Source organism: Mesorhizobium sp. P2_E9, assembly GCF_056403815.1.
Genome location: NZ_JBFUET010000002.1, coordinates 60,792 through 85,156 on the forward strand (window position 1 = coordinate 60,792; position 24,365 = coordinate 85,156).

Annotated in this window: 19 protein-coding genes and 1 pseudogene; 18 read left to right on the plus strand and 2 right to left on the minus strand. The window is 63.6% G+C overall.

Translation table 11 applies throughout. From position 1 onward, the window contains the following. Window positions 1-10 precede the first annotated feature (10 nt). Complete coding sequence (locus AC1D05_RS03590; protein WP_477438267.1) at window positions 11-1,165, plus strand: efflux RND transporter periplasmic adaptor subunit; 1,155 nt, start codon at window positions 11-13, stop codon at window positions 1,163-1,165. A gap of 64 nt (window positions 1,166-1,229) precedes the next feature. Here the strand turns inward: AC1D05_RS03590 and AC1D05_RS03595 are convergent, their stop codons facing one another. Continuing rightward, on the minus strand, window positions 1,230-2,138 hold the full coding sequence (locus AC1D05_RS03595) for a LysR substrate-binding domain-containing protein (RefSeq protein WP_477438269.1): 909 nt from the start codon (window positions 2,136-2,138) through the stop codon (window positions 1,230-1,232). 103 nt (window positions 2,139-2,241) lie between these two features. Between AC1D05_RS03595 and AC1D05_RS03600 the strand changes: the two genes are divergently transcribed. The 9 genes from AC1D05_RS03600 to AC1D05_RS03640 all read left to right on the plus strand — a co-directional run bounded on the left by AC1D05_RS03600 (window position 2,242) and on the right by AC1D05_RS03640 (window position 14,475). Then, window positions 2,242-3,030, plus strand: a complete 789-nt coding sequence (locus AC1D05_RS03600) for a HalD/BesD family halogenase (RefSeq protein ID WP_477438271.1) — start codon at window positions 2,242-2,244, stop codon at window positions 3,028-3,030. A 108-nt stretch (window positions 3,031-3,138) separates the two neighbouring features. After that, on the plus strand, window positions 3,139-3,831 hold the full coding sequence (locus AC1D05_RS03605) for a GntR family transcriptional regulator (protein WP_477438273.1): 693 nt from the start codon (window positions 3,139-3,141) through the stop codon (window positions 3,829-3,831). Between the two features lie 36 nt (window positions 3,832-3,867). Then, window positions 3,868-4,974 (plus strand): mandelate racemase/muconate lactonizing enzyme family protein, encoded by a 1,107-nt coding sequence (locus AC1D05_RS03610; RefSeq protein WP_477438275.1) that lies wholly within the window; start codon window positions 3,868-3,870, stop codon window positions 4,972-4,974. Window position 4,975: 1 nt separating this feature from the next. Then, window positions 4,976-6,160: a mandelate racemase/muconate lactonizing enzyme family protein gene (locus AC1D05_RS03615; RefSeq protein ID WP_477438277.1), complete on the plus strand. Its 1,185-nt coding sequence runs from the start codon at window positions 4,976-4,978 to the stop codon at window positions 6,158-6,160. 266 nt (window positions 6,161-6,426) lie between these two features. Beyond that, window positions 6,427-8,091 carry an ABC transporter substrate-binding protein gene (locus AC1D05_RS03620; protein WP_477438279.1) on the plus strand — a complete coding sequence of 555 codons (1,665 nt, stop codon included), beginning with the start codon at window positions 6,427-6,429 and terminating at the stop codon, window positions 8,089-8,091. 142 nt (window positions 8,092-8,233) lie between these two features. Next, window positions 8,234-10,594 (plus strand): molybdopterin guanine dinucleotide-containing S/N-oxide reductase, encoded by a 2,361-nt coding sequence (locus tag AC1D05_RS03625; protein WP_477438281.1) that lies wholly within the window; start codon window positions 8,234-8,236, stop codon window positions 10,592-10,594. A gap of 2 nt (window positions 10,595-10,596) precedes the next feature. Then, entirely contained in the window at window positions 10,597-11,550 is a 954-nt protein-coding gene (locus AC1D05_RS03630) for an ABC transporter permease (protein ID WP_477439095.1), read from the plus strand. Beyond that, window positions 11,547-12,425 (plus strand): ABC transporter permease, encoded by an 879-nt coding sequence (locus AC1D05_RS03635; protein ID WP_477438283.1) that lies wholly within the window; start codon window positions 11,547-11,549, stop codon window positions 12,423-12,425. Before AC1D05_RS03630 ends, AC1D05_RS03635 begins: the two co-directional genes overlap by 4 nt. Then, the gene (locus tag AC1D05_RS03640) at window positions 12,418-14,475 is read left to right on the plus strand and encodes a dipeptide ABC transporter ATP-binding protein (protein WP_477438285.1); all 2,058 of its coding nucleotides are present in this window, start codon (window positions 12,418-12,420) and stop codon (window positions 14,473-14,475) included. The genes AC1D05_RS03635 and AC1D05_RS03640 overlap by 8 nt, the downstream gene beginning before the upstream one ends. 111 nt (window positions 14,476-14,586) lie before the next feature. On the opposite strand, the gene AC1D05_RS03645 is transcribed toward AC1D05_RS03640, so the two are convergent. Next, window positions 14,587-15,498, minus strand: coding sequence for a LysR family transcriptional regulator (locus AC1D05_RS03645; protein WP_477438287.1), 912 nt, complete (start codon window positions 15,496-15,498; stop codon window positions 14,587-14,589). Window positions 15,499-15,613: 115 nt separating this feature from the next. On the opposite strand from AC1D05_RS03645, the pseudogene AC1D05_RS03650 reads away from it, so the two are divergent. The 8 genes and pseudogenes from AC1D05_RS03650 (at window position 15,614) to AC1D05_RS03685 (ending at window position 24,362) form a co-directional block, all read left to right on the plus strand. Then, a pseudogene (locus tag AC1D05_RS03650) lies at window positions 15,614-17,265 on the plus strand (ABC transporter substrate-binding protein). A gap of 247 nt (window positions 17,266-17,512) precedes the next feature. Then, window positions 17,513-18,310, plus strand: coding sequence for a DUF427 domain-containing protein (locus AC1D05_RS03655; protein WP_477438289.1), 798 nt, complete (start codon window positions 17,513-17,515; stop codon window positions 18,308-18,310). A 97-nt stretch (window positions 18,311-18,407) separates the two neighbouring features. Further along, on the plus strand, window positions 18,408-18,995 hold the full coding sequence (locus AC1D05_RS03660) for a hypothetical protein (protein ID WP_477438291.1): 588 nt from the start codon (window positions 18,408-18,410) through the stop codon (window positions 18,993-18,995). A 59-nt stretch (window positions 18,996-19,054) separates the two neighbouring features. Continuing rightward, window positions 19,055-19,819, plus strand: a complete 765-nt coding sequence (locus tag AC1D05_RS03665; RefSeq protein ID WP_477438293.1) for an SDR family oxidoreductase — start codon at window positions 19,055-19,057, stop codon at window positions 19,817-19,819. Between the two features lie 238 nt (window positions 19,820-20,057). Continuing rightward, window positions 20,058-20,234, plus strand: a complete 177-nt coding sequence (locus AC1D05_RS03670; RefSeq protein ID WP_477438295.1) for a hypothetical protein — start codon at window positions 20,058-20,060, stop codon at window positions 20,232-20,234. A 26-nt stretch (window positions 20,235-20,260) separates the two neighbouring features. Continuing rightward, window positions 20,261-21,235, plus strand: a complete 975-nt coding sequence (locus AC1D05_RS03675) for an ABC transporter substrate-binding protein (RefSeq protein WP_477438297.1) — start codon at window positions 20,261-20,263, stop codon at window positions 21,233-21,235. A 77-nt stretch (window positions 21,236-21,312) separates the two neighbouring features. Continuing rightward, window positions 21,313-22,386, plus strand: coding sequence for a quaternary amine ABC transporter ATP-binding protein (locus AC1D05_RS03680; RefSeq protein WP_477438299.1), 1,074 nt, complete (start codon window positions 21,313-21,315; stop codon window positions 22,384-22,386). Next, window positions 22,383-24,362 carry an ABC transporter permease gene (locus AC1D05_RS03685; protein ID WP_477438301.1) on the plus strand — a complete coding sequence of 660 codons (1,980 nt, stop codon included), beginning with the start codon at window positions 22,383-22,385 and terminating at the stop codon, window positions 24,360-24,362. The genes AC1D05_RS03680 and AC1D05_RS03685 overlap by 4 nt, the downstream gene beginning before the upstream one ends. The last annotated feature ends 3 nt before the right edge of the window (window positions 24,363-24,365 follow it).

Consider the following 24,365-nt stretch of genomic DNA (forward strand, 5'->3'; position numbering starts at 1 on the left):
GAGACTAATTATGCGTAAATGGAAAATCGCTTTAGGAACGGCTGTCGCGCTAGGCGCGATCTCGGTGGCCAGCGTCCACCTGCTTGACATGGGCAACCTCAGGCTCAGCGCCGGCACGGCTGGAGCGGCGACGCCGGCTCCAGCGGCATTCGTCATGCCTGTGCCGGTGGCAAGCGTCATCAAGAAGACGATCCCGATCTATCTCGACTATGCCGCCCGCATCGAGCCGATCCGCAGCGTCACGCTGCAAGCACGCGTGCCTGGCTATCTGCAGGAGCAGACGGCGCAAGACGGCGCCGATATCCGCCAGGGCGACCTTCTCTACAAGATCTCGCCTGACGACTTCCAGGCCGCGCTCGACCAGGCGAGAGCCCAGGTCCAGCGCGATACCGCGACGCTCGACTATGCGCGGTCCAATCTCGGCCGCGGCACCGAACTCGCCAAGAGCGGTTACCTGGACAAGGACAGCTTCGACCAGCGCACCAGCACCTTGCGTGAAGCGCAGGCGTCGCTGGCTCTCAACCAGGCGGCCGTGCGCACGGCCGAGCTCAATCTGAGCTATGCCGAGATCCATGCACCGTTCACCGGGCGCCTGGGCCGCAACCAGGCTTCGGTCGGAACGCTGGTCAGCGTCGCCGGCACGGTGCTCAACACGCTGGTGCAGCTCGACCCGATCTATGTCACCTTCAATCCGAGCGAGACGGATCTGACCGAGATCGAGCAGGCCCGCGCGGCCGGTCCGATCGAGGTCGAGGTCCTGCTTCCCGGTGAGACCGAGTCCAGCCAGAAGGGCGAACTCACCTTCATCGACAACACGGTTGACCACTCGACCGGCACCATCACGGCACGCGCCACCATCGGCAACGCCAAGTTCATGCTGATGCCTGGCCAGTATGTTCGCGTGCGGCTGCATATCAGGCAGCAGCCCGACGCGCTGATGGTGCCGCAGACGGCGCTGGGTTCGAGCCAGCTCGGCAAATATCTCTATGTCGTCGGCAAGGGCAACACGGTCGACCAGCGGCTGGTCTCGCTCGGCCCGACCAGCGGCGACCTGGTGGCCATCCTGAGCGGCGTCTCGGAAGGCGACCAGGTGATCACAGGCAATCTGCAGAAGATCGGGCCCGGAATGCCGATCTCGCCACTGCCACAGAAACCGGCTACCTGAACCCCCCGCAGGCCCGGTTTTTGCGCGGCGCCCCGGCCTTCCCACAGGTCGGGGCGCCATTTTTTCAAGTCGCGGGCGCCGTTTTCACGAGCAGGCCGACAAGAGCGGCGACATCGGCGCGGTCGGCCTTGGCCGGCGGCATGAAGGCGCAATAGGGATGGCCAAGGCGCACCGAGACCGATGACAGCGCTATCAAGCGGCCAGCCTCCAGGTCGGCCTGCGCCATCACCCGCTGGCCGAGCGCAATTCCCAAACCCAGCCTCGCTGAAGCGATCGCCAGACTGGACAGGCCAACACGGCGCCCATGCGACGGGTCTGGCGAGCGGCTGCCGCCGCATGCCGCGAACCAGTCCGCCCAGCTCGGGTGCGAGGCATAGTTCGGGCCCCAATTGGTGTGGATGAACAGACTCTCATGCAGATCTGTGAGACCCGGATCGCCATTGCCGTGCCGGTGCCAGAATCCCGGCGCGCAGACCGGCAGCACATCGTCGTGGACGAGACGAACCATGCGCAGGCCGGGATAGTGATAGTCGCCATAGGAGATGCGCAGGTCGACGTTTTGGCGCATCAGGTCGATCGGATCGTCTTCCGCGCGCACGTCGATCGCCATGTGCGGGAAGGCATCGAGAAGGGCGGCCAGCCTCGGCGCCAGCCACAGTTCCGCCAGCGAGAACGGAACGCTGACGACAAGGCGTGTCCTCAAGCCGCCTTCCAGCATGCGCTGTCCGATGGCGGCGATGTCGCCCAAAGCGCGCGCCGTCTGCGGATAGATGGCGTGGCCGGCGTCGGTCAGCGTGATGCGGTTGCCGGTGCGCACGAACAATTGCTTGCCGAACCAGGTTTCGAGATTGCGGATCTGCTGGCTGACCGCCGCCGAGGACACGCCAAGCTCGCTCGCGGCCAGGGTGAAGCTGCCGGCGCGGGCCGCGACTTCGAAGGCCTTGATCGCGTTCAGCGGCGGCAGCCGTTCCATGACAAGGCTCCATAAGTTTTTCTTGGTCAGTCGTAATAATTTTCCGCGTTGAGGGAAAGAAATTTTTGCCGTCTTCTGTGTCCAACCCCTTGGAGCACCCGACATGAAAGACATCCTCGATCTCGACCGCTATCCGCTCGACCGCGAAGGCAGCGCCGAATGGCATCGCCTCGTCGAGCAATCGATCGATGCCCTCAGGGCCGACGGCATGTTCAATCTCGAAGGCTTTCTGGGGCCCGGCGTCGCCGAACAGGCGGTGCGGGAAATCAAGCCGGTGATGGACACGCAGTCCCATGTCCACAAGCGCATGCACAACATCTACTTCAATCCCGATATCCCCGAACTCGCGCCCGAACATCCAGCGCTGCGCAAGGTCGAAACCATCAGCCACACGGTCTGCGCCGACCAGATTCCCGGCAGCACCGTGCTTGCCATCTATGAATATGAACCGCTGGTGCGGTTCCTGGCGGCGACGATGGGCAAGGAAAAACTGCATGTCATGCAGGATCCGCTGGCCCGTACCAATGTCATGGCCTATCGCGCCGGCGAGGCGTTGAACTGGCATTTCGACCGCTCGGAATTCACCACGACGCTGCTGCTGCAGCAGGCGGAGCGCGGCGGCGACCTCGAATACCGAACCGATCTCAGATCGGATGACAACCCGAATTATGAGGGCGTCGCGCGGCTGCTCGAAGGGCGTGATCCCGACGCAAAGATCCTGCGCATGAAGCCGGGCACACTCAATGTCTTTCGCGGCAAGAACACCGCGCACCGTGTCACCACGGTCGAAGGCGAGCGCGAACGCATGATTGCGGTGTTTTCCTATTATGAGAAGCCAGGCGTGATGTTCAGCGCCGAGGAGCGGGTCGGCTTCTACGGCCGTGCGGCCTGAGACCGTTTCTCGGAGCGCCAAATGCAAAATCAGAATCCGAAAATAGTCTCTTGTTAGATTGTCGACAATCTGATTGTCTTGCCTTCTGTTCTCGCTGGAGTGGGCCGGATGGTGAAGACGGATTTCAGCCCGATTGCCGACACGACGCGCCGCGCCGAAATCGTGGCGCTGCTGCGGCGCGCGATCCTGACCGGGCAACTGCAACCCGGCCAGAAGCTCAATGAGCTCCGGATTTCCGAACAGATGCGGGTCAGCCGCGCGCCCTTGCGCGAGGCAATGCGCGAGCTGGTGCAGGAAGGCATCATGACCAGCATTCCCTATGCCGGCACCTTCGTCATCGACGTCACCGCCAAGGACATCGACGATGCCTATTCGCTCAACCAGGTGCTGGACGAATTCGCCATCGAGTGCACCTGGCCGCTGCGCGACCAGCGCTTCTTCGACGAGCTTGACAGGCGCCACGAAGCGGTGAAGCAGGCGACCCGCAACCTCGACACCACAAAGCAGATCGAAACGGCGCTGCAACTGCACGGCCTGATCTACGAATGGGCCGACAACTCGGTGCTGCTGGAAACCTGGCAGCGGCTGACCAGCCGGCTGCAGATGTATTTCGCGCTGCACCAGCATGCGCGCAACGAGCCGGTGCCGGCCGAGGACGTCCATGAGACCTACGTGCAATTGATGAAGGGCACCGATATGCGCGCTGCCCAGCGCCATGCCCGCGAGCATATCCACCTCGATTTCGAACAGCTGCTTTCCTACGCACGCGGCCTCGAACTGCGCCCATCAAGGGGCGCCTGATCAATTCCCCAGACATTGCAGCCAACGGACAGACACGTGCGGATTGAAACCATCAAAGCCTACCATGTCGTGCAGCCCTTCGTGGACGGGCCCTACCACATGTCCAAGGGGCGCGAAGCCGACGCCTTCGACGCGGTGATCGTTGCCATCACCGCCGACAGCGGTCTGACCGGCTGGGGCGAGATGGCGCCGCTCGGCAATTTCTACTCGGCCGCCTTCCCGGCCGGCACGCGCGCCGGCGTGCCGGAAATCGCGCCGCACCTCATCGGCCACGATCCGCGTGGACTGGCCAGCATCGGCCGGCTGATGGACACGGTGTTCAAGGGTCATCCCTACATCAAGTCGGCGCTCGACATGGCGTGCTGGGATCTCGCCGCGCGCGCCGCGGACGTGCCGCTGGTGACGCTGCTCGGCGGCAAGGAGAGCGACACGGCCGAGCTCTACAAGGTCGTCACCCATGGCAGCGTCGACGCCATGGCCGCGCTGGCGAAGCGCATCGTCAAGGACGGCTTCCACCGGCTGCAGGTCAAGGTCGGCGGCAATGGCCATGACGACATCGAGCGCCTCACTGCGGTCGCCGCTTCGGTGCCGAAAGGCACCGTGATCTTCTGCGACGCCAATGCCGGCTGGACGCCCTATCAGGCGCGGCAGTTCGCCGATGCCACGCGCGGCATCGACTATACGTTCGAGCAGCCCTGCACGACGATCGACGAGAACATGTCGGTGCGCCGCATGCTCGACAAGCCGATGGTGCTCGACGAATCCGTCACCTCGCTCGAGGCAATGCTGGAAATCCATCGCCTGGGTGCGGCCGACGGATTGACGCTCAAGATTTCGCGGCTGGGCGGCATCACCAAGACCCGTCTGATCCGCGACGTCGCCGTCGACCTCGGTTTCATGATCACGGTCGAGGACACTGGCGGTGCCGAGATCGACACCGCTGCCATGGCGCATCTGTCGCTGTCGACGCCGGAGGAGCGCCGGCTGCATGCGATTGCCTTCCATGAATGGGTGACGGTGCGCACCGCCTCGAACAAGCCGCCGGTGACCGGCAGCCGCATGGGCATCCCGGACGGGCCGGGCCTCGGCATCGACGTCGTTCCCGACCTGCTCGGCAAGCCTTTCTTCGAGATTGGCGGCTGAGATGAAAATCCGCAGCATCAAGGCCACGCCGATCAATCTTCGCCTCGAGGCGCCCTATGGCTGGGTGTTTGGCGAGCTCGACGGGTTTTCGCAGACCATTGTCGAGGTCGAGACCGAGGATGGGCTGATCGGCCTCGGTGAGGCGCCGACGCCGGCGGCAGCCGCCATCATCAATGATGTTCTGGCCGAGCGCCTGGTCGGTCGCGATGCCTTCGATATCGCCGGCGCCGAGCATGTCTGCCTGCCATACTGGACCGGCGTGCAGTCGATCAATGACCGCACCCGCATCATGGCCTTCGGCGCCGTCGAAATGGCGCTGTGGGACCTGCGCGGCAAGGCGTGGAACCAGCCGCTCTACCAGCTGCTCGGTGGCGCCGTGCGCAAGGACATCCCGTTCACCGACTATTTCTCGCTGCGCGGCGATGGACCCAAGGTAAAGGGCGAGACGACGCCGGAAGAAGTCGCCGACTATTGCGTTGAACTGCACGAGACGCATGGCACGACCTTCTTCGAAGGCAAATTCTCGACGCAAGACCCGAAAATCTCGCTGAGAATGGTCGAATTGATCCGCGAAAAGCTCGGCGACGAGGCGATGATCCGCATCGATTCCAACCAGGCCTATTCGCTCAGCACCGCCCGGCGGCTGGCGCGACCGCTCGAGGAGTTAGGCGTGCGCAACTGGGAGGATCCAGTGGCGACGATCGAAGAGATGCGCCAGTTGCGGCAGCATTGCTCGATCCCGTTCTCGACCCACAACATCGACATTGCGCGCGCCATGGATCTCAAGGTTCCGGACGCCTTCGTCGGCAATCCGACAGCGCATGGCGGCATCGGCCGCATGCTGCGCTTCGTCGGCGCCTGCGAGCACGCCGGCGTCGATTTCTGGTGCTATAGCGGCGACAGCGGCATCGGCAGCGCGGCCTACCTGCATCTGTGCGCCGCACTCGGCTGGATCCGGGAGCCGAACCAGTCGCTGTTTCGCATGCAGCCCATGGACATCACCGAGGAAGGGCCGTTTTCGCCCAGGAATAATGTCGTGCGCGTTCCGGAAGGTGCCGGTCTCGGCATCACCTTGTCGCGGAAAAACCTCGCGGCCTGCCATCGCGATTTCGTCGAGAACGGCCCGTGCAACAAATACCACGACCCAGCGAAGCCCGGGACCTATCGCCGCTTGCCGCTGAATTAGGAGAACGAGAAGGGAAAGGAGACTTGTTCAAGAACAAGAGTCCGCCGCCGCGATTGGATCGCGACGACAGGACCTGACGGGTGGAAGCATTGCCTCAAGAAAATCTGACCCCTGCGCCGCAAGGATCGGATGGACCAGGCAAAACCGCATGCTACAGTCCCGGTCGAACTCACGTCGTTGATGGCCGGGGCAAGGAGAACTCCACGGAATTTCGTCAACCGGAAGTGCATTCTCAGCCATAAGAAATAGGGGAAAGGGTTAAACCCATGAGCAAGAACTATCGCATTCTCGACCTGATCCGGCGCAGCCGCTCGCCGCTCGAAAATCACCTGATCGACGGCCTCGTCGACGGCCGCGTCAGCCGCCGCGACTTCATCCGCCATGGCAGCCTGCTCGGCCTGTCGCTGCCGCTTTTGGGCGGCATCACCACCGCCGCCGGCCTCAGTGGCATGCCGTCGCTCGCCCGCGCCGCGGGCGCCGCCGGCGCCACTATCCGCGTTGCCAGCAGTGTGCCGGCCGCGGCGATCGACCCGGTCACCATTGCCGATGCCGGCGGCCTCGTCGTGCTGCAGCAGGTTGCCGAATTCCTTTGCGTCGACGGCCCAGATCTCGTGCTGAAGCCGGCTCTGGCCGAAAGCTGGAAGCCGAACGATAAAGGCACGGTGTGGACCTTCAAGCTGCGCAAGGGCGTGAAATTCCACTCGGGCGGCGAGATGAAGGCCGACGATGTCGTGGCCAGCATCGACCGCCTTGCCGACCCGGCAAACTCGTCCAACGCGCTGTCGGTGTTCACCGGCATCCTGCAGAAGGGCGCCACCAAGAAGGTCGACGACTATACGGTGGACTTCCATCTCGACGCGCCGAACGGCAACTTCCCCTACATGGTATCGTCGGACAACTACAACGCCGTCATCATCCCGGCGAGCTACAAGGGCGACTACGAGAACAGCTTCGACGGCACCGGCCCGTTCAAGATCGAGAAATACACAGCCAAGGTCGGCGCCTCCTTCGTCCGCAACGACGACTATTGGGGCGAGAAGGCCTTGCCCGATCGCGTCGAGTTCACCTTCTTCGCCGACGTGCAGCCGATGATCCTGGCGCTGCAGAGCGGACAGGTCGACATCATCAACCAGATGCCGGTGCTCGCCGGCGTTGCCCTGCTCAGCGATCCGAGCATCGACATCATCAGCCTGAAGTCGGTCGCGCACCAGCAACTGCATCTGCGCTGCGATTCCGATCCGTTCAAGGACCCGCGCGTGCGCCGCGCCATCGCGCTCAGCCTCGATCGCGACAAGCTGGTTGCCGGCCTGATGAAGGGCCGCGCTTCGCCTGGTAACGACAGCCCGTTCGCGCCTGCCTATCCGTCGACCGATACGAGCGTGCCGCAGCGCAAGCAGGACATCGCGCAGGCCAAGCAACTGATGGAAGCCGCGGGTGCGGGCAAAGGTTTCAAGGTGACGCTGACCACCGAGCGCTATCTGGAAATCCCCGAATACGCCCAGCTCATCCAGAACTGGGTCAAGGAGATCGGCATCGAGCTCGAGCTCAACATCCTCGACCAGGGTGCCTATTACGGAGACGCGGTGTTCGGCAAATCGAACTGGCTGGATTCGGTGATGGGCATCACCGACTATGGTCACCGCGGCGTGCCGAACGTGTTCCTTGCAGCACCCCTGAAGAGCGACGGCACCTGGAACGCCGCGCACTTCAAGAACAAGGACTACGACACGCTGGCAAACAGCTATATCGGCGCGCTCGATCTCGAGGCGCAGAAGGCTGACGCCGGCAAGATCCAGAAGCTGCTGCTCGAGGAAACGCCTGTCATCTTCGGCTATTTCTACGACTATTTGACGGCGACGGCGAAGGGCGTGGCCGGCGTGCAGCCGACTGCCATGTCGCAGCTGTTCCTCGAAAAGGCAACGAAGGCCTAAGCGGAGGCAAACAAAGCCCGTCCCGCAACCGCCAGCCCCCTTCCGGGGGCTGGTGCTTTCGCTGCCAGGTCGAGGCAAGGCGCTGCGCGCCGGCCTGACGCGGAACCTCGCGTTGCGGGACGATTGATCATTGATCCGTCCCATGGAGTCCGAGACCCTGCTCACCACCATGCATTGGGGGACCTACGAAGTCCGTGCCGAGAACGGCAGGCTCGTCGGCATCGAGCCGTGGAGCGGCGACCCCGATCCGTCGCCGATCGGCCAGTCCATGCTCGGCACGATACAGGGCGACCTGCGTGTCTCCCGTCCCGCCATCAGGCGCGGCTGGCTGGAGGGGGACAAGTCCGGCGCCAAGGGCGGGCGCGGCAGCGAGCCCTTTGTCGAAGTCTCCTGGGAAACGGCACTGGACATCGTGGCCGCAGAACTCGATCGTGTTCGCCTCGAGCATGGCAACAGCGCGATCTATGCGGGCTCCTATGGGTGGGCGAGCGCGGGGCGGTTCCACCATGCCCAGAGCCAGGTCCACCGCTTCCTCAACGCGATCGGCGGCTATACGAGTTCGGTGCTCAGTTATTCCTACGGCGCGGCCGAGATCATCCTGCCGCATGTGCTTGGCGGCACCGATGGCCTGACGGGCAATCATTCCACTTGGGACGGGATCGAACGGCATAGCGAACTGATCATCGCCTTTGGCGGCCTGCCCTGGCGCAACGCGCAGATACAGGGCGGCGGCGCGGCCCGTCACGAAGCGGCGGCGGCCTTGCGCAATGCCGTCGGCAACGGCGCCCGGCTGATCAACGTCTCGCCGGTGCGCGACGACGCGCCGCGTGGCGTCGAGACCGAATGGCTGCCGCTTAGGCCGAACAGCGACACCGCACTGATGCTGGCTCTATGCCATGTCCTCATCAGCGAGCACCGTCACGACGAGGCATTCCTGGCGCGGCACTGCACTGGCTTCGAGGCCGTGCGAGCCTATGTCCTGGGAGAAGCTGACGGCCAGCCGAAGAGCCCGGCATGGGCTGCCGCCCTGAGCGGCGTGACAGAGGACAGGATCGTCGCGCTGGCCAGGGAAATGGCCGCCAAGCGCACAATGTTGATGGTGAGCTGGTCTTTGCAGCGCGCCGACCATGGCGAACAGCCCTATTGGGCGGCGATTACACTTGCCGCGCTGCTCGGCCAAGTCGGATTGCCGGGCGGCGGCTTTGGCTTCGGCTATTCATCGACAAATGGCGCTGGAAGACCGGAGATGGGATTTCGGTGGCCGTCCGTGCCGCAAGGCAGGAACCAGGTGCCGGACTTCATCCCGGTCGCGCGGATGGCCGACATGCTGCTCAATCCCGGCGGTTCCTTCCAATTCAACGGCGCCACGATGTCCTATCCCGACATCAAGCTCGTCTACTGGGCCGGCGGCAATCCCTTCCATCATCACCAGGATCTGAACCGGCTGGTCGAGGCATGGCAACGTCCTGAAACCATCATTGTCCACGAGCCCTTCTGGACTGCGACGGCGCGCCATGCCGACATCGTGCTGCCAGTCACCACACCGCTGGAGCGAAACGATCTCGCCTTTTCGAACCGGGAAAACCTCGTGGTCGCCATGAAGCAAGCGATCGACCCCGTGGCGGAAGCCCGCGACGATTATCGGATCTTTGCCGATCTGTCGGCGCGGCTCGGCACCGGCGAGGCCTTCACCGAAGGGCGCGGAGCCGGCGAATGGATCCGGGTCCTTTACGAACAGGCCAGGGACAATGCGAACACGGCCGGGGTCGAGATGCCATCCTTCGACCGTTTCTGGCACGACGGCCACGCCGATCTTGCCCGACAGGTGACGTCGCAGACACTGCTTGGCTCCTTCCGGACCGATCCGGACCGGCACCGCCTGGCAACGCCATCGGGCCGCATAGAGCTGTTCTCGCCGACGATCGACTCCTTCGGCTATGACGACTGTCCAGGCCACGCCGTGTGGCTTGAGCCGCGGGAATGGCTGGGCAGTGAGCTTACCAGCCGGTTCCCGCTGCATCTTCTGTCACCGCAACCGGCGGACAAGCTGCACAGCCAATACGATCACGGCTCGGTCAGCCGGGCGGGCAAGGTGTCGGGCCGCGCGCCGCTGTGGATCAACCGGGCGGATGCCGCGGCACGCGGCATCGTGGACGGAGCGGTCGTGCGCGTTTCCAACGACCGCGGATCGTGCCTGGCGGGCGCCATGCTGACGGACGGCCTGATCCCTGGCGTTGTGCAATTGCCCACCGGTGCATGGTTCGACCCCTCCTCGCCAGGAGAGCCGCACAGTCTGGAAAAGCATGGCAATCCGAATGTGCTGACGCCTGACCGAGGTACGTCGCGCCTTGCCCAATCGCCGACCTGCAATTCGACGCTGGTCGAGGTGTCACGATTTGACGGAGTCGTTCCCCCGGTGACAGCATTCGATCCGCCTGCCACAGTGCGTTTAGCCGACGTGTCCGGCCTGGCCGGACCGCAGCCCCATCACAAGGAGGCTTAGCCATTCTCTCCTTCTTTGCCCGGCGTGTTTCCCTGTCGCTCGTGACGCTGTTCCTGCTCAGCATCATGGTGTTCCTGGGCGGCCAGGTGCTGCCCGGCAATGTCGGGCGCGCGATCTTGGGGCCGTTTGCCGACCAGCGCGCGGTCGACGCGCTCAATCACACGCTGGGCGTCGATCGCCCACTGCTGACCCAGTATGCGACATGGATCTGGAATTTTGTCCGCGGCGACATGGGCACGTCCTACATCTTCCGCTCGCCGGTGGCGCCATTTGTCATCGACGCTTTGGGCAATTCGATGAAGCTGGCCGCCGTCGCCTTCGTGCTGGTGGTGCCGATCGGTATTCTCGGCGGCGTCATTGCCGCGCTCAACCTCAACCGCCCGCTCGACCGCATCATCAGCCTGGGCGGCCTGTCGGTGACGGTGCTGCCGGAGTTCGTCACCGGCATCATCCTGATCCTGATCTTCGGTGTGTGGCTGCGCTGGCTGCCTATCTCGGCGGCATGGCCGAAGGATGCCGGCTTCTTCACCCAGCTCTATTACCTGATCCTGCCGTCGCTGCCGCTGTTCCTGGTGCTGTTCGGCTATATCGCTCGCATGGCGCGCTCCGGCATGATCGAGGCGCTCGATTCCGACTATACGCGAACGGCCGTGCTCAAAGGCCTCCCTTGGCGCACCGTGATCTGGCGCCATGTGCTGCGCAATGCGCTGCTGCCGACCATTACCGTCATCGCCACCCAGACCGGCTATCTCATCGGCGGCCTGGTGGTGATCGAGACGCTGTTTCGCTACCAGGGCATCGGTTCGCTGATCTTCACCGCCGCGCGCGGCAAGGATTTCCCGATGCTGGAATCGGGCATCCTCACCATCGGCATCGTCTATGCCGTGGCGACACTGATCGCCGACTTCCTCTATTCCGTGCTCAATCCGCGCATCCGGCTGGGGTCAGACCAATGAGCGCCGTCCAGACCACCTCTCAGCCACAAGACGACACGCGCCGGCGCAGCCCCATGGCGGAGGTCTTGTTCTCGCTGCTGCGCTCGCGAACCTTCCTCGTCGGTCTCTTCATCGTGCTGTTCTGGGTCGCCTGCGCGCTGTTCGGCGAACATTTTGCGCCCTACGACCCGCTTGCCGACGACATCATCAACGCGCTGGCGCCACCCTCGCGCGAACACTGGTTCGGCACCGACCAGATCGGCCGCGACGTCTTCTCACGCGTCATCGTCGGCTCGCGCGATATCCTCACCGTCGCCCCACTGGCGACCTTGCTGGCGACGGTTGCCGGCACCGCACTTGGCCTGCTCACCGGCTATTTCCGCGGCATCGTCGACGATGTCGTCAGCCGCATCCTCGAAGCCTTCATGGCGATCCCCGTGGTCATTGTCGCGCTGCTCGCCATCGTCGCGCTCGGCACCTCCAAGACCACCGTCATCGTCGTCATTGGCCTGAGCTTTGCGCCGATCATTGCGCGCACCGTGCGCTCCGCGGTGCTGGCCGAGCGCGAACTCGACTATGTCGCCGCCGCCCAGCTCCGGCATGAGAGTGCGCTGCATACGATGTTCGTCGAGATCCTGCCCAACGTCATCCCGCCGATCCTGGTCGAGACCACCGTGCGGCTGGGCTACGCCATCTTCGCGGTCGCCACGCTCTCCTTCATGGGTTTTGGCATCCAGCCGCCATCACCCGACTGGGGGCTGTCTATCTCCAGCAATTACGGCATGATCGGCGGCGGCTTCTGGTGGACGGTGCTGTTCGACGCACTCGCCATTGCCTCGCTGGTGATCGGCGTCAACCTGGCGGCCGATGGCGTCCATGGAGCGCTCAATGACTAACTCCGCCCCGACTAAGCCGGCAAAGGCCGAAAACGCCCTCGAACTGCACGATCTGTCGGTCGCCTACCGCGTGGCCGGGCGCAACCGCGCCGTGCTGCGCAATCTCAGCCTCAACATCAGGCAAGGCGAGGCCTATGGTCTGGTCGGCGAATCCGGCTGCGGCAAATCCACCGTGGCGCTCACCGTCGTGCGCTATCTGCCGAGGAACGGCTCGATATCGGGCGGCGCCATCTCGCTCGACGGCCAGGATGTGATGAAGCTCGATGCCGAGGCCTTGCGACGCGCACGAGCCGAAAGCGTCTCGATGGTCTATCAGGATCCCGGCAAGGCGCTGAACCCGTCGATCCGCATCGGCCGCCAGCTGACCGAGATCTTCGAGCTTGCCGGCGTCACGGGCAAGGCGGCTGAGGATCGCGCCATCGCCATGCTCAACCGCGTGCGCATCTCCGACCCGCCAAGCGTCATGCAGCGCTATCCGCACCAGTTGTCTGGTGGCATGCAGCAGCGCGTGGCGATCGCCATGGCGCTGGCCAACGATCCCTCGATGCTGATCCTCGACGAGCCGACCACCGGCCTCGATGCGACGGTGGAAGCCGAGGTGCTCGACCTCATCGCACAGCTCAGGCAAGAGCTCTCCGCCTCGATCCTGTTCATCAGCCACAACCTCGCCGTCGTCTCCAACATGTGCGACCGGGTCGGCGTGCTCTATGCCGGCATGCTGGTGGAAGAAGGACCGACGGACGTCGTCTTCAACGATCCGCGCCATCCTTACACCGTTGCGCTACTGCGCTGCCTGCCACGCGGCGGCCAGCGCAAGGACCAGGGCCGCCTCGACACCATTCCGGGCTTCCTGCCGGGCATTGGGGCTGACATCAAGGGCTGTGCCTTCGCCGACCGCTGCGCGCTCGCCGACGATCGCTGCCGCGCCGAATTGCCGCCGCTCTATGATCTGAGTGACGAGCGCGGAAAACGACTGTCGCGCTGCTTCCATCACGACAAGGCGCAGGCCCTGCCGCGCGCCACACCCAGCGATGTTGCGCCTGTACCAAAGCCGGAAGCGGCACCGGTGCTGCGTGTCGCCGGGCTGAACAAGACCTATGCCAGCCATGGCCATCCCTTGCGCGCCGTCAAGGATGTCTCGCTCGATCTGCGGCCCGGCGAAACACTGGGGCTGGTCGGCGAATCCGGTAGCGGCAAGACCACCTTCGCCAGGCTGCTGCTCGGCCTTGTGCCGCCCGATGACGGCGGCACCATCGAGCTCGAGGGCAAGGCGCTGGCGCCGAAGCTGGAGAACCGTGGCGACGATCAGGTCAAGGCGATGCAGATCGTCTTCCAGAACCCGGACTCCGCGCTCAATCGCTCGCATTCGATCCGCCACATCCTCGGCCGCGCCTTGAAGCGGCTGGCCGGCCTGTCCGGCAAGGCACAGGAGGCGCGTCTCGACGACCTCGTCCGCTCGGTGCGCCTCACCGACCGGCATCTGGCCGTCAAGCCGCGCCAGCTCTCAGGCGGGCTGAAGCAGCGCGTTGCCATTGCGCGTGCCTTCGCCGGCGATCCGCGCATCGTTGTCTGCGACGAGCCGACCTCGGCACTCGACGTCTCCGTGCAGGCGGCGATCCTCAACCTGCTCGCCGACCTGCAATCCAAGGAGGACGTCAGCTACATCTTCATCTCGCACGACCTTGGCGTGGTGCGTTACCTCTCCGACAAGATCGCCGTGCTCTATCTCGGCCGCATCATGGAGATCGGGCCATCGGAGGAAGTCTTCTCCGGGCCGCATCATCCCTATACCGAAGCGCTGCTGTCAGCCGTGCCAAAGCTCGACCAGACCGAGACGGCGCGCATTCGGCTCGACGGCGAGATCCCCAGCGCTACCAACCCGCCATCAGGCTGCGTCTTCCACACACGCTGCCCGCGCAAGATCGGCCCGATCTGCGAGCAGCAGGAGCCGCCGCTGGCAGAAGCACAGCCCGGCCATTCGATCCGCTGCCATATCCCCTATGCGGAACTGGCGAGGCTGCAGAAACCGGCCGTGATCGAGGCGGCATAGCAAAGGCATCGCTTGCCGGCTACCTCAGGTCGGCCATGCCTAGAGCAATTCCAGGAAAAGTGTGAACGGTTTTCCGTCCGGAATTGCGTTAAAACAATGACTTAGAGCAGTTCACCGTTTCCGTGAAACGGTGAACTGCTCTAAGGAACGGTCGCCTTCCGAAAAACCCTGATCGCTGGTCCAGTCCTTGGCCAGCAAGCGCAAGCCCGTCAGCGCGACGTCGAGGACATCAGACGAGACGGGGTTAGAGGGATAGGCGAGATAGATCGGCCGCTGGAACACCGGCGCATTGTCGATGCGCCTGATCTCGCCGCGCTCGATATGGCCGCTGACGGCGCTGAGCGGCAGATAGGCGGCGGCTTGCTGCGACAGCACATGCTGCAGCCCGATGAAGACCAGCCCGGCGGAAATGGCTGGCTTGACCATGCCGGCAAAGGCGCGGTCATGCTCGATGCGGAATTCGAGCCCCCAGTCCATCAGGATGTAGTTCTCGGTCCACGGCTTCGTCTGCGCCGCATGCTGGACCAGCACGACCTGATCGACGGCCAATGTCTCATAGACGATGCCGGGATGCGGGCGCGGCAGATAGAGAATGCAGATGTCGAGCAGGCCTTCGGCGACCTGGTCGATCGCCAGGTCCGGAAAACTGCCTTCGAGCCGCAGCGCCACGTTTGGCCGTCTGGCACGCATCCACTCGACCCATGGCGAGGTGATCAGGTCCCAGAGATAGGCTGGAGCGGTTAGCCGCAGCAGTGTTTCATAGCCATCGGGAACGGCGATATCCTGCCGCGATTGCTCCCAGGTGCGGGTGATGGAAGAGGCGTGCGGCAGGAACTGCCGGCCAGCCGGCGTCAGTGTAACGCCGTCGCGGTCGCGTACGAAAAGCCGGCGTCCCAACTGCTCCTCCAGCCCCCTGATCCGCGCACTGACGGTGGATTGCGCGAGATTGAGCCGGCTGGCCGCGACAGTGAAGCTGCCATGTTCGGCAACCTCCAGGAAGCTGCGCAGGTTTTCGGTATCCATGCTCACACCTTGCATCGAAAATTTCGATGACCCCTATCAAAAAATATCGCTTTCCGGCCGCGGTCAACAATGACCTAAATGGCCGATCCCCTAAGGGCAAGCGAGGAATGCAGCCATGCCAAGGCCTTTCATGACGATCGATGCTGCTCGCAAAAACCTGACGGCAATCGAAAATTCCGCTGTCGACGACTTGCTGGCCGGCCGGCTCGATCGTCGCGATTTCCTGCGCCATGGCAGCGTTCTCGGCCTTTCCCTGCCGTTCCTGGGTAGCCTTGTTACGGCTGCCGGCCTCGGCATGCAGAAGGCCCGCGCCGAAGGCAAACCAGGTGGCACGGTGCGCGCCGGCGTCGCCACGCCCGGCGGCGCCATCGATCCCGTCACCTACTATGACAGCGGCAGCTACCAGCTGGTTTTCCAGACGGCCGAATTTCTCTGCATCACGCAGCCGGACCTGACCTTGAAGCCGGTGCTGGCGGAAAGCTGGTCGCCGAACGCGGACGGCAGTGTCTGGACCTTCAAGCTGCGCAAGGGCGTGAAATTCCACAATGGCGAGGATTTTAAAGCCGACGACGTCGTCGCGACCTTCGATCGCCTCGCCGACCCCAACGGTGCCTCGAACGCGCTTTCGGTGTTCAAGGGCCTGCTGTCGAAGGGCGGCACGCAGAAGGTCGACGACCACACCGTCGCCTTCCATCTCGATGCACCGAACGGCAGCTTTCCCTATTCGGTGTCGATCGACAATTACAACGCCGTCATCCTGCCGGCGAGCTACAAGGGCGACTACGAAAAGACGTTTGAAGGCACCGGCCCGTTCCGGCTGGAGAGCTATACGCCGAAGGCGCGACCTTCGTGCGCAACCCCGACTATTGGGGCGAGAAGGCGCTGCCCGACCGGCTTGAGTTCAAATTCTACGGCGACGTGCAGCCGCGCATCCTGGCGCTGCAGGCCGGCGAGGTCGACATCCTCGACGCGGTGCCGCTCGATGTCAGCCAGGTCGTTCTGAACAGCCCCGACATCACCGTGCTGCGCGTCGCCTCGACCGCGCACCGCCAGTTGCACATGCGCTGCGACACCGGTCCGTTCACCGACAAACGGGTGCGCCAGGCGCTGGCGCTCAGCATCGATCGCTCCAAGCTGGTGGATGGCCTGTGCCGCGGCATGGCGGCGACCGGCAATGACAGCCCGTTTGCGCCGGCCTTCCCCGCCACCGACAAGTCTGTGCCGCAGCGCGTCCAGGACATCGCCAAGGCCAAGCAGCTTCTCGAGGCAGCCTGCCTCGCCAACGGCTTCGACATCACGCTGACGACGCTGCGCTATTCCGACATCCCGGGCTACGCGCAGCTGTTCCAGAATTTCGCCAAGGAGATCGGCGCCCGCATCTCGCTCAACATCGAGGACCAGGACAAATATTACGGCAAGGCGGTGTTCGGCCAGTCGGACTGGCTGGACAGCCCGTTGGGGATCACCGACTACGCCCATCGCAGCGTGCCCAATGTCTTCCTGAAAAGCCCGCTGGTCAGCGACGGCCCGTGGAACGCGGCGCATTTCAAGAGCCCTGCCTATGACGGCATGGTCACTTCCTATCTGAAGGCGCTCGACACCGGTGCGCAGCGCACGGCGGCCTCCGACATCCAGAAGCTGCTGCTCGACGAGACACCTGTCATTTTCAGCTACTTCCCGGATCTGCTGGTGCCGGTGCGCAAGAATGTCAGCGGCCTGCCGCCGATCGCCGCCGGTCTGCTGCTCGATCGTGTATCGCTGGGATAGAGGCTGGCTTGGACAATTCCGCTTTTCGGGCGGTGAGGCTATTCGCTGGCAGGGCTGCGACGTGCGATGGGGGGCCATCGTTCGAGCCGCTTGATGCAAGAGGAACCCGCCGCCCGGAAACCCTCTCCGGCCACACAATTCAATCCAGGTTCATCTCGCTGTGCGCCAACGCTCGATGACAAAAGAAAAGAAACGGGAGACTACCATTCGCAAGCCTCATTTGCGCGGTCGCGGACCGCATTTCCCCTTGCTTGACGCCATCGTGCAGTACGAGTTCGAGCCCGGCTACGTCGCCTTCACCATGCCGATGCAGAAGCGGCTGCGCGTGCAGGTGGGATCGATGATCGTCGCCGACACGACCAAGGCGCTGGTGCTCTACGAATCCGACCATCTGCCGGTCTACTACTTCCCGATGAGCGATGTGCGCGAAGAATTCCTGCTCCCGAGCACGACGATGACGGAGAGCCCGTTTAAGGGCGTCGCCACCCATTATTCGCTGAACACCGGCATCACGCTGGTCGAGGATGCCGCCTGGCGCTATGTCGATCCGGTCAACGGATCGCCTGACCTGTCGGGCTACATGTCCTTCTATTGGCCCAAGATGACGCATTGGTACGAAGAGGACGAAGAAATCTTCGTCCACGCCCGCGACCCGTTCCGCCGGGTCGACTGCCTGCCCTCCTCGCGGCGGGTCCAGGTCATCCTCGACGGCGAGCAGGTCGCCGATTCACGCCGTGGCGTGTTCCTGTTCGAGACCGGCCATCCGGTGCGCCACTATCTGCCGATCGCGGACACGCGGCTCGATATGTTCGCGCCCAGCCGCTACATTTCGCGCTGCCCCTATAAGGGCATCTCCAGCTACTATCACGTGACGACGCCCAAGAAGCGGCACGAGAACCTCGTCTGGTATTATCCAGAGCCGGTGCACGAGGCCGAGCGGATCAAGGGCATGGTCTGCTTCCACCACGAACTGGTCGAAAAGATTCTGGTCGACGGCGTCGAGATCCCGAAGGAATTCACGGCCGCGTCCAGCGGCTACTTCTGAGCTGCACTGGCTGACTGCGTTCGAAGTCATCCAGAGTTTCGAGTTTTCGTTCGCCCGGGCCGGTGCTAGGCTGAGATTTCGCGGCGGACGATTGCTCATGAGGACAGCATTTCATCATGCGGCCTTTTCCTGGCTGGTCGCCCTGGCCGCTTTGCCGGTGTCGGCATCTGCCGAAAACGGTCCGGCTTTCGAGCTCAAGCTGGATATCGACCAGGACGGCAAGATGGACAGGGCCGTGGTGATGCAGGAGCTCGGTGGGCCGGCCGATCTCTATATTTACCTGGCAGCCGGCGAGGAGAAGCTCGATCCCTCGCGCCGGCCCGATTTCGTCAGGAAAGGGCTGACCGAAGACCGGGTCATCGACCTTGAAAGCAAGGGCAAGGGATCGCTGGTGATAACGTCCTGCTTCGGCTGCGGCGCCAGCAAGTCGACGGAAGACACGCTGACAATCGTCTATCGCCGAGGCCAATTCCTGGTTGGTGGCTACAGCCGCAGTTGGGATTGGAACCAACAGACATCGGATGGCGTCAAGACGACGGTGGGTGGCTGCGACATCAACTATCTCACCGGCAAGGGCACTGTCTCCAAGGACCTTGAGGACGGCAAGCCGATCAAGGGCAGGTTCAAGCCGGTGCCACTCAAGGACTGGTCCACCGACAGACGCCCCAAGGCCTGCGAGTTCTAAAAAGGTTGATCGAAAGACGGAATAGGCAAATAACCTCCCTGAAACCGGGAGGGCTATCGATGGATCTTTTCAAGCTGGACGGCGATGTTGCGCTGGTCACCGGTGCCGGCAGCGGCATTGGCCAGGCAATCGCGATCGGGCTGGCTGAGGCAGGGGCCGACGTCGCCTGTTTCGGTCATGCATCGAAAGGTGGGCTGGAGGAGACCGCGCACCGGATCACGGCACTTGGCCGCAAGGCGCTGGTGCTGACCGGCACGGTGACATCCGAGAGCAATCTGGTGGCGGCGATCGACCGCGTCGAGAACGAGTTCGGTGCGCTGAGCGTAGCCGTCAACAATGCCGGCATCGCCGGTTCGGAACCGGCCGAAACGATGTCGCTGGAGACATGGCAGAGGGTACACGAGGTCAACGTCGCCGGCGTGTTCCTGTCCTGCCAGGCCGAGGCGCGCAAGATGCTGGCGCGTCGCAAGGGTTCGATCATCAACATCGCCTCGATGTCGGGGACCATCGTCAATCGCGGGCTGACGCAGGCGCACTACAACTCCTCGAAAGCCGCCGTCATCCACATGTCGAAGAGCCTTGCCATTGAGTGGGCCGACCGTGGCCTGCGCGTCAATGTCGTCAGCCCGGGCTACACGCTGACGCCGATGAACAAGCGGCCCGAGGTGGCGGAAGAGATCAAGATCTTCAAGCGCGACACGCCGATGGGACGCATGGCGGCGCCTGAGGAAATGGTCGGGCCGACGGTGTTCCTCGCCAGCCGCGCGTCGAGCTTCGTCACCGGCCTCGACCTGATCGTCGATGGCGGCTACGTCTGCTGGTAGGACCGCATCTGGCAGAACTTCGCCTGCAGTCTGAATTTGTGCATCCGCGAAGCGTTAGTCGTTGCGCGAGATGAACGTTGGTATATATAATTTCATCCTATGAAACGGCTTGGCGAGATGGGGCTTGCCAGGCCAACAGCCGAGATCATGGAACCTTGATGGCTCGCACCTTGCAGGGCGCCGCAAGACTGGCAATTGATCCGCGGATGATCGCTCTCGCAGCGATGCATCGGCAGCCATGACGCTGACCCTCCCGGCATACTCCATCATCACCGAAATTCAGCATCATTTCGCCTGCGCCGGCTTCAGCCGCGACGTGGCGGCAACGGCCTTGCGCAACGACCAGTCTTTCCACCACAATCAGGGAAAGATGCAAGACGGGCATAAAAAGACGCAAGAAGGGAACGAGCACTAACCGCCACAGCTTGAAGGAGAACAAGCATGTCATTTCGGAGCAGAATTTCGAAACTATCGATGGGCGCCGTCGCGCTCGCGACACTAAGCCTGCTGACACCTTCCGCCCAAGCCGCCGCACCGGAATCCAACGACCCGATCAAGATCGCGCTGTTCGACTGGACCAGCGTTAACCTCAACGCCAAGATCCTCGGCGGCATTCTGGAAAAGCTCGGCTACACCGTCGAATATCCTACCGCCGACTACCTCTCCAGCCTGACCACCGGCCTGACCAATGGCGACCTCGATGTCGGCCTGGAATTCTGGGACACGACCGCCGGCGAGGCCATGAAAGCATCCGACGCCACCGGCCAGACCGAACGGCTCGGCAAGCTCGGCCCGAAGGCCAAGGAAGAGTGGTGGTTTCCCGAATACATGAAGGAGAAATGCCCGACCTTGCCGGACTGGCATGCGCTGCTCGATCCAACATGCGCCGCCTCGTTCTCGACTGCGGAGACGGCACCGAGGGGGCGCTATCTCGGCGGCCCGGTGACCTGGGAAGGTTTTGACGATGAGCGCGTCGCGGCGCTGAAACTGCCCTTCACCGTGATCCATGCCGGTACCGATGCGGCGATGTTCGCCGAACTCGACTCGGCTTATCAGCGCAAGGCGCCGATCATGCTGTGGATCTATTCGCCGCATTGGGCGCCGGCCAAGTACAAGGGCGAGTGGGTGCAATTCCCGGAGTACACGCCCGAGTGCTACAATGACCCGAAATGGGGCGTGAATCCCGACGCCAAATACGATTGCGGCAAGCCGCATGGCGAGATTTGGAAATACTCCTGGTCCGGCATGAAGGACAAATGGCCGGTCGCCTACAAGGTGGCCAAGGCCTTCACGATCGATACCGACGAGCTCAACAAGATGAGCGGCGAGATCGATCTCGACGGCAAGAAGCCGGAAGATGTCGCCGCCGCCTGGATCGCCGCGCACGAAGCCGACTGGAAAGCCTGGGCGCAGTGATCGTTCCGACTGGAAACGCGAGACCCGGCCGTTGATCGGCCGGGCCTCAATTGTTGATGCTCCAGAAGGACGATTGGATGACGGACGGGACTGAACAAGGGGCGATGCAACCGGGCACGGGCGAACGCCCGGTAAAGCTTGCCTGCCGCAATGTCTGGAAGCTGTTCGGGGCGAACGCGGCCAGTTTCATCCGCGAGCGCGACGGCAAGGCCAGCATGGCCGATATTACTGCCGCCGGACTGGTCGGCGCGGTGCGCGCCGTCGATCTCGAAATCCGTCAGGGCGAGATCTTCATCATCATGGGCCTGTCGGGATCAGGCAAGTCGACGCTAGTGCGCTGCATGTCGAGGCTGGTCGAGCCGAGCCACGGCAAGGTCGAGTTCGAAGGCAAGGACCTGCTCAAGATATCCGACGCGGCACTGATCGAACTCCGGCGCCATCGCATGGGCATGGTGTTCCAGAATTTCGCGCTGTTGCCGCATCTCAACGTGCTCGACAACATCGCGTTTCCGCTCAGCATCCAGGGGCAGGACCGGGCGACACGCGAGGCGCGGGCGCGCGAGGTCATCGAGCTTGTCGGTCTGCGCGGCCGTGAGCATTTCTATCCGCGCGAGCTTTCCGGCGGCCAGCAGCAGCGTGTCGGCATCGCCCGTAGCCTCGCGACAAAACCGGAAATCTGGTTCCTCGACGAACCGTTCTCCGCACTCGATCCGCTGATCCGCCGTGAGATGCAGGACGAGCTGATGCGGCTGCAGACCATGCTGCACAAGACCATCGTCTTCATCACCCATGATTTCGACGAAGCCATCAGGCTCGCGGACCGCATCGCCATCATGAAGGACGGTGAGGTCATCCAGATCGGCACGCCGGAACAGCTGGTGGTCAATCCGGCGACCGACTATGTCGCCGAATTCACCCGCGACGTCGACCGCGCCAAGGTGATCTCAGCGCGCAGCCTGATGCGCGCCTGCGACGGCGCCGAGCATGGCGGCACCGTGGCGCCCGATGCCAAGATCGCCAGTTTCTCGGCCAGCATCGTTTCCGCCGGCAAGCCTTTCGCGGTGGTCAACGGCACCGGCAAGCCGATTGGCGAAGTCACGCCGCAAGCGGTCATCGACCTGCTGGCCGGCGTCGAGAGAGCTGGCGCATGACGGTAGCGGCAAGCGCCAGCGAGGCGAGGCCACCGCTTCAGCACTGGCACCTTGTCTGGGCACTCGCCCTTGCCGCCGTGCTAGTGATGTTCCTGCTGCAGGACAGTGTCCCTTGGGCCGTCGACTATCCGGCCAGTGCCGTCGTGCCGGTCGCCGACTGGGTCAGCGCGCTGATGCGTTGGATCAAGTCGAACCTGTCATGGCTGACCCGTTCGATCACCGCGGTGCTCGGCGTGCCGCTCGACTTCGCGCTCAATCTCTTGGCCAAGAACTTCAAGATCGGCCACGGCGTCGACACCGTGGTCCTGCCGCGCCTGTCCTGGGTCGGGGTGTGCGCTGCCGCCTTCCTCGCCGGCCATGCTGTCGGCGGCAGGAAACTCAGCCTGCTGGTCGGCGGCTGCTTCCTCTACATCGCGCTGTTCGGGCAATGGACCAGCGCCATGCTGACGCTGGCGCTGATCTCCATCGCCGTGCCGTTCTGCATCGTCACCGGACTGTTCGCCGGCATCTGGGCGTGGCGCAAGCCATGGGCGGAAAGGCTTGTTGTCTCCCCTGCCCTTGACCTGATGCAGACGATCCCGACCTTCGCCTACCTCATCCCGATGCTGCTGCTGTTCGGCAACAGCCCGGTCTCGGCGATGATCGCCACCGCCATCTTCGCCACGCCGCCGATGGTGCGGGCGACGATGCTTGGCCTCTCCCGCGTGCCGCTGGAGATCGGCGAATTCAGCGACATGGCCGGCTGCACGGCGCGGCAGAAACTGTGGCGGGTGCTGCTGCCCTCGGCGCGGCCGACGCTGATGGTCGGCGTCAACCAGGTCATCATGCTGGCGCTCAACATGGTGATCATCGCCTCGATGATCGGCGCCGGCGGCCTCGGCTACGACGTGCTTCTGGCGTTGCGCGCGCTGAAGGTCGGCGAAGCGATGGAGGCCGGTCTCGCCATTGTGGCGCTGGCGATAGCGCTCGACCGGCTGAGCCAAGCCATCGCGCACAAGCAGGCAAAGGGACATGTTCATCAGGAATCGACCCCGACTCTTTGGCGGCGCTACCCCAACCTGACGCTGGCTATCGCTATCCTTGCCGTTACCACGCTGCTTGGCCTGTTCGTGCCGGCTTTCGCGGCGGTGCCGAAGACGATCACCTTCACCACCGCGCCGCTGTGGAAGGCAGCGGTGAACTGGGTGACGATCAACTTCTTCGACATCATCGAAGCGTTCCGCGTGGCGCTGATCCTCAATGTGCTCAACCCGGTGCGTGCCTTCTGCGAAGGCTTTCCGTGGCTGGGCGCCGTGTTCCTCCTCGGCCTTACCGGCTATCAGCTCTCAGGCCTGCGCCTGGCGGCCCTGGTCGCCGCACTGACCACTTTCTGCGCCGTCACCGGCCTGTGGGAAAAGACCATGGCGACGGTCTATCTCTGCGGCATCTCGGCCTTCATCGCTTGCCTGATCGGCATCCCGATCGGTCTGATGGCCGCGCGCAGTGACCGCTTCGAAAAGATCGTCACCCCCATCATCGACACGCTGCAGGTGCTGCCGTCCTTCTGCTTCATCATCCCGGTGGTGATGCTGTTCCGCGTCGGCGACGTCACCGCCATGATCGCAACGATAGCCTTCGCCGTGGTGCCGGCGATCCGCTACACCAATCACGGCATCAGACAGGTGCCGCCGGCGTTGATCGAGGCGGCCAAGGTGTCGGGCTGCACGCCGCGCCAGACTTTCTTCCGGGTGCAATTGCCGCTGGCGCTTCCCGAAATCATGCTCGGCGTCAACCAGACCATCCTGATGGCGCTGGCGATGATCATCATCTGCGCCATGGTCGGCACGCGCGATCTCGGCCAGGAGGTGTTCATCGCGCTGTCCAAGGCCGATTCTGGCCGTGGCATTGTCGCCGGCCTGGCCATCGCCTTCATCGGCATCGTCGCCGACCGGCTGTTCAATGCCTGGACCGCGAAGGCACGGGCCAGGCTTGGGTAAACT

Excerpts from the sequence above, each read along its gene's own strand:
- AC1D05_RS03625 (WP_477438281.1), top strand. The coding sequence starts at position 8,234 with ATGGAGTCCGAGACCCTGCTCACCACCATGCATTGGGGGACCTACGAA.
- AC1D05_RS03635 (WP_477438283.1), top strand. The coding sequence starts at position 11,547 with ATGAGCGCCGTCCAGACCACCTCTCAGCCACAAGACGACACGCGCCGG.
- AC1D05_RS03665 (WP_477438293.1), top strand. The coding sequence starts at position 19,055 with ATGGATCTTTTCAAGCTGGACGGCGATGTTGCGCTGGTCACCGGTGCC.
- AC1D05_RS03685 (WP_477438301.1), top strand. The coding sequence starts at position 22,383 with ATGACGGTAGCGGCAAGCGCCAGCGAGGCGAGGCCACCGCTTCAGCAC.
- AC1D05_RS03640 (WP_477438285.1), top strand. The coding sequence starts at position 12,418 with ATGACTAACTCCGCCCCGACTAAGCCGGCAAAGGCCGAAAACGCCCTC.
- AC1D05_RS03675 (WP_477438297.1), top strand. The coding sequence starts at position 20,261 with ATGTCATTTCGGAGCAGAATTTCGAAACTATCGATGGGCGCCGTCGCG.
- AC1D05_RS03645 (WP_477438287.1), bottom strand. The coding sequence starts at position 15,498 with ATGGATACCGAAAACCTGCGCAGCTTCCTGGAGGTTGCCGAACATGGC.
- AC1D05_RS03620 (WP_477438279.1), top strand. The coding sequence starts at position 6,427 with ATGAGCAAGAACTATCGCATTCTCGACCTGATCCGGCGCAGCCGCTCG.
- AC1D05_RS03670 (WP_477438295.1), top strand. The coding sequence starts at position 20,058 with ATGACGCTGACCCTCCCGGCATACTCCATCATCACCGAAATTCAGCAT.
- AC1D05_RS03615 (WP_477438277.1), top strand. The coding sequence starts at position 4,976 with ATGAAAATCCGCAGCATCAAGGCCACGCCGATCAATCTTCGCCTCGAG.
- AC1D05_RS03595 (WP_477438269.1), bottom strand. The coding sequence starts at position 2,138 with ATGGAACGGCTGCCGCCGCTGAACGCGATCAAGGCCTTCGAAGTCGCG.
- AC1D05_RS03605 (WP_477438273.1), top strand. The coding sequence starts at position 3,139 with ATGGTGAAGACGGATTTCAGCCCGATTGCCGACACGACGCGCCGCGCC.
- AC1D05_RS03590 (WP_477438267.1), top strand. The coding sequence starts at position 11 with ATGCGTAAATGGAAAATCGCTTTAGGAACGGCTGTCGCGCTAGGCGCG.
- AC1D05_RS03600 (WP_477438271.1), top strand. The coding sequence starts at position 2,242 with ATGAAAGACATCCTCGATCTCGACCGCTATCCGCTCGACCGCGAAGGC.
- AC1D05_RS03660 (WP_477438291.1), top strand. The coding sequence starts at position 18,408 with ATGAGGACAGCATTTCATCATGCGGCCTTTTCCTGGCTGGTCGCCCTG.
- AC1D05_RS03680 (WP_477438299.1), top strand. The coding sequence starts at position 21,313 with ATGACGGACGGGACTGAACAAGGGGCGATGCAACCGGGCACGGGCGAA.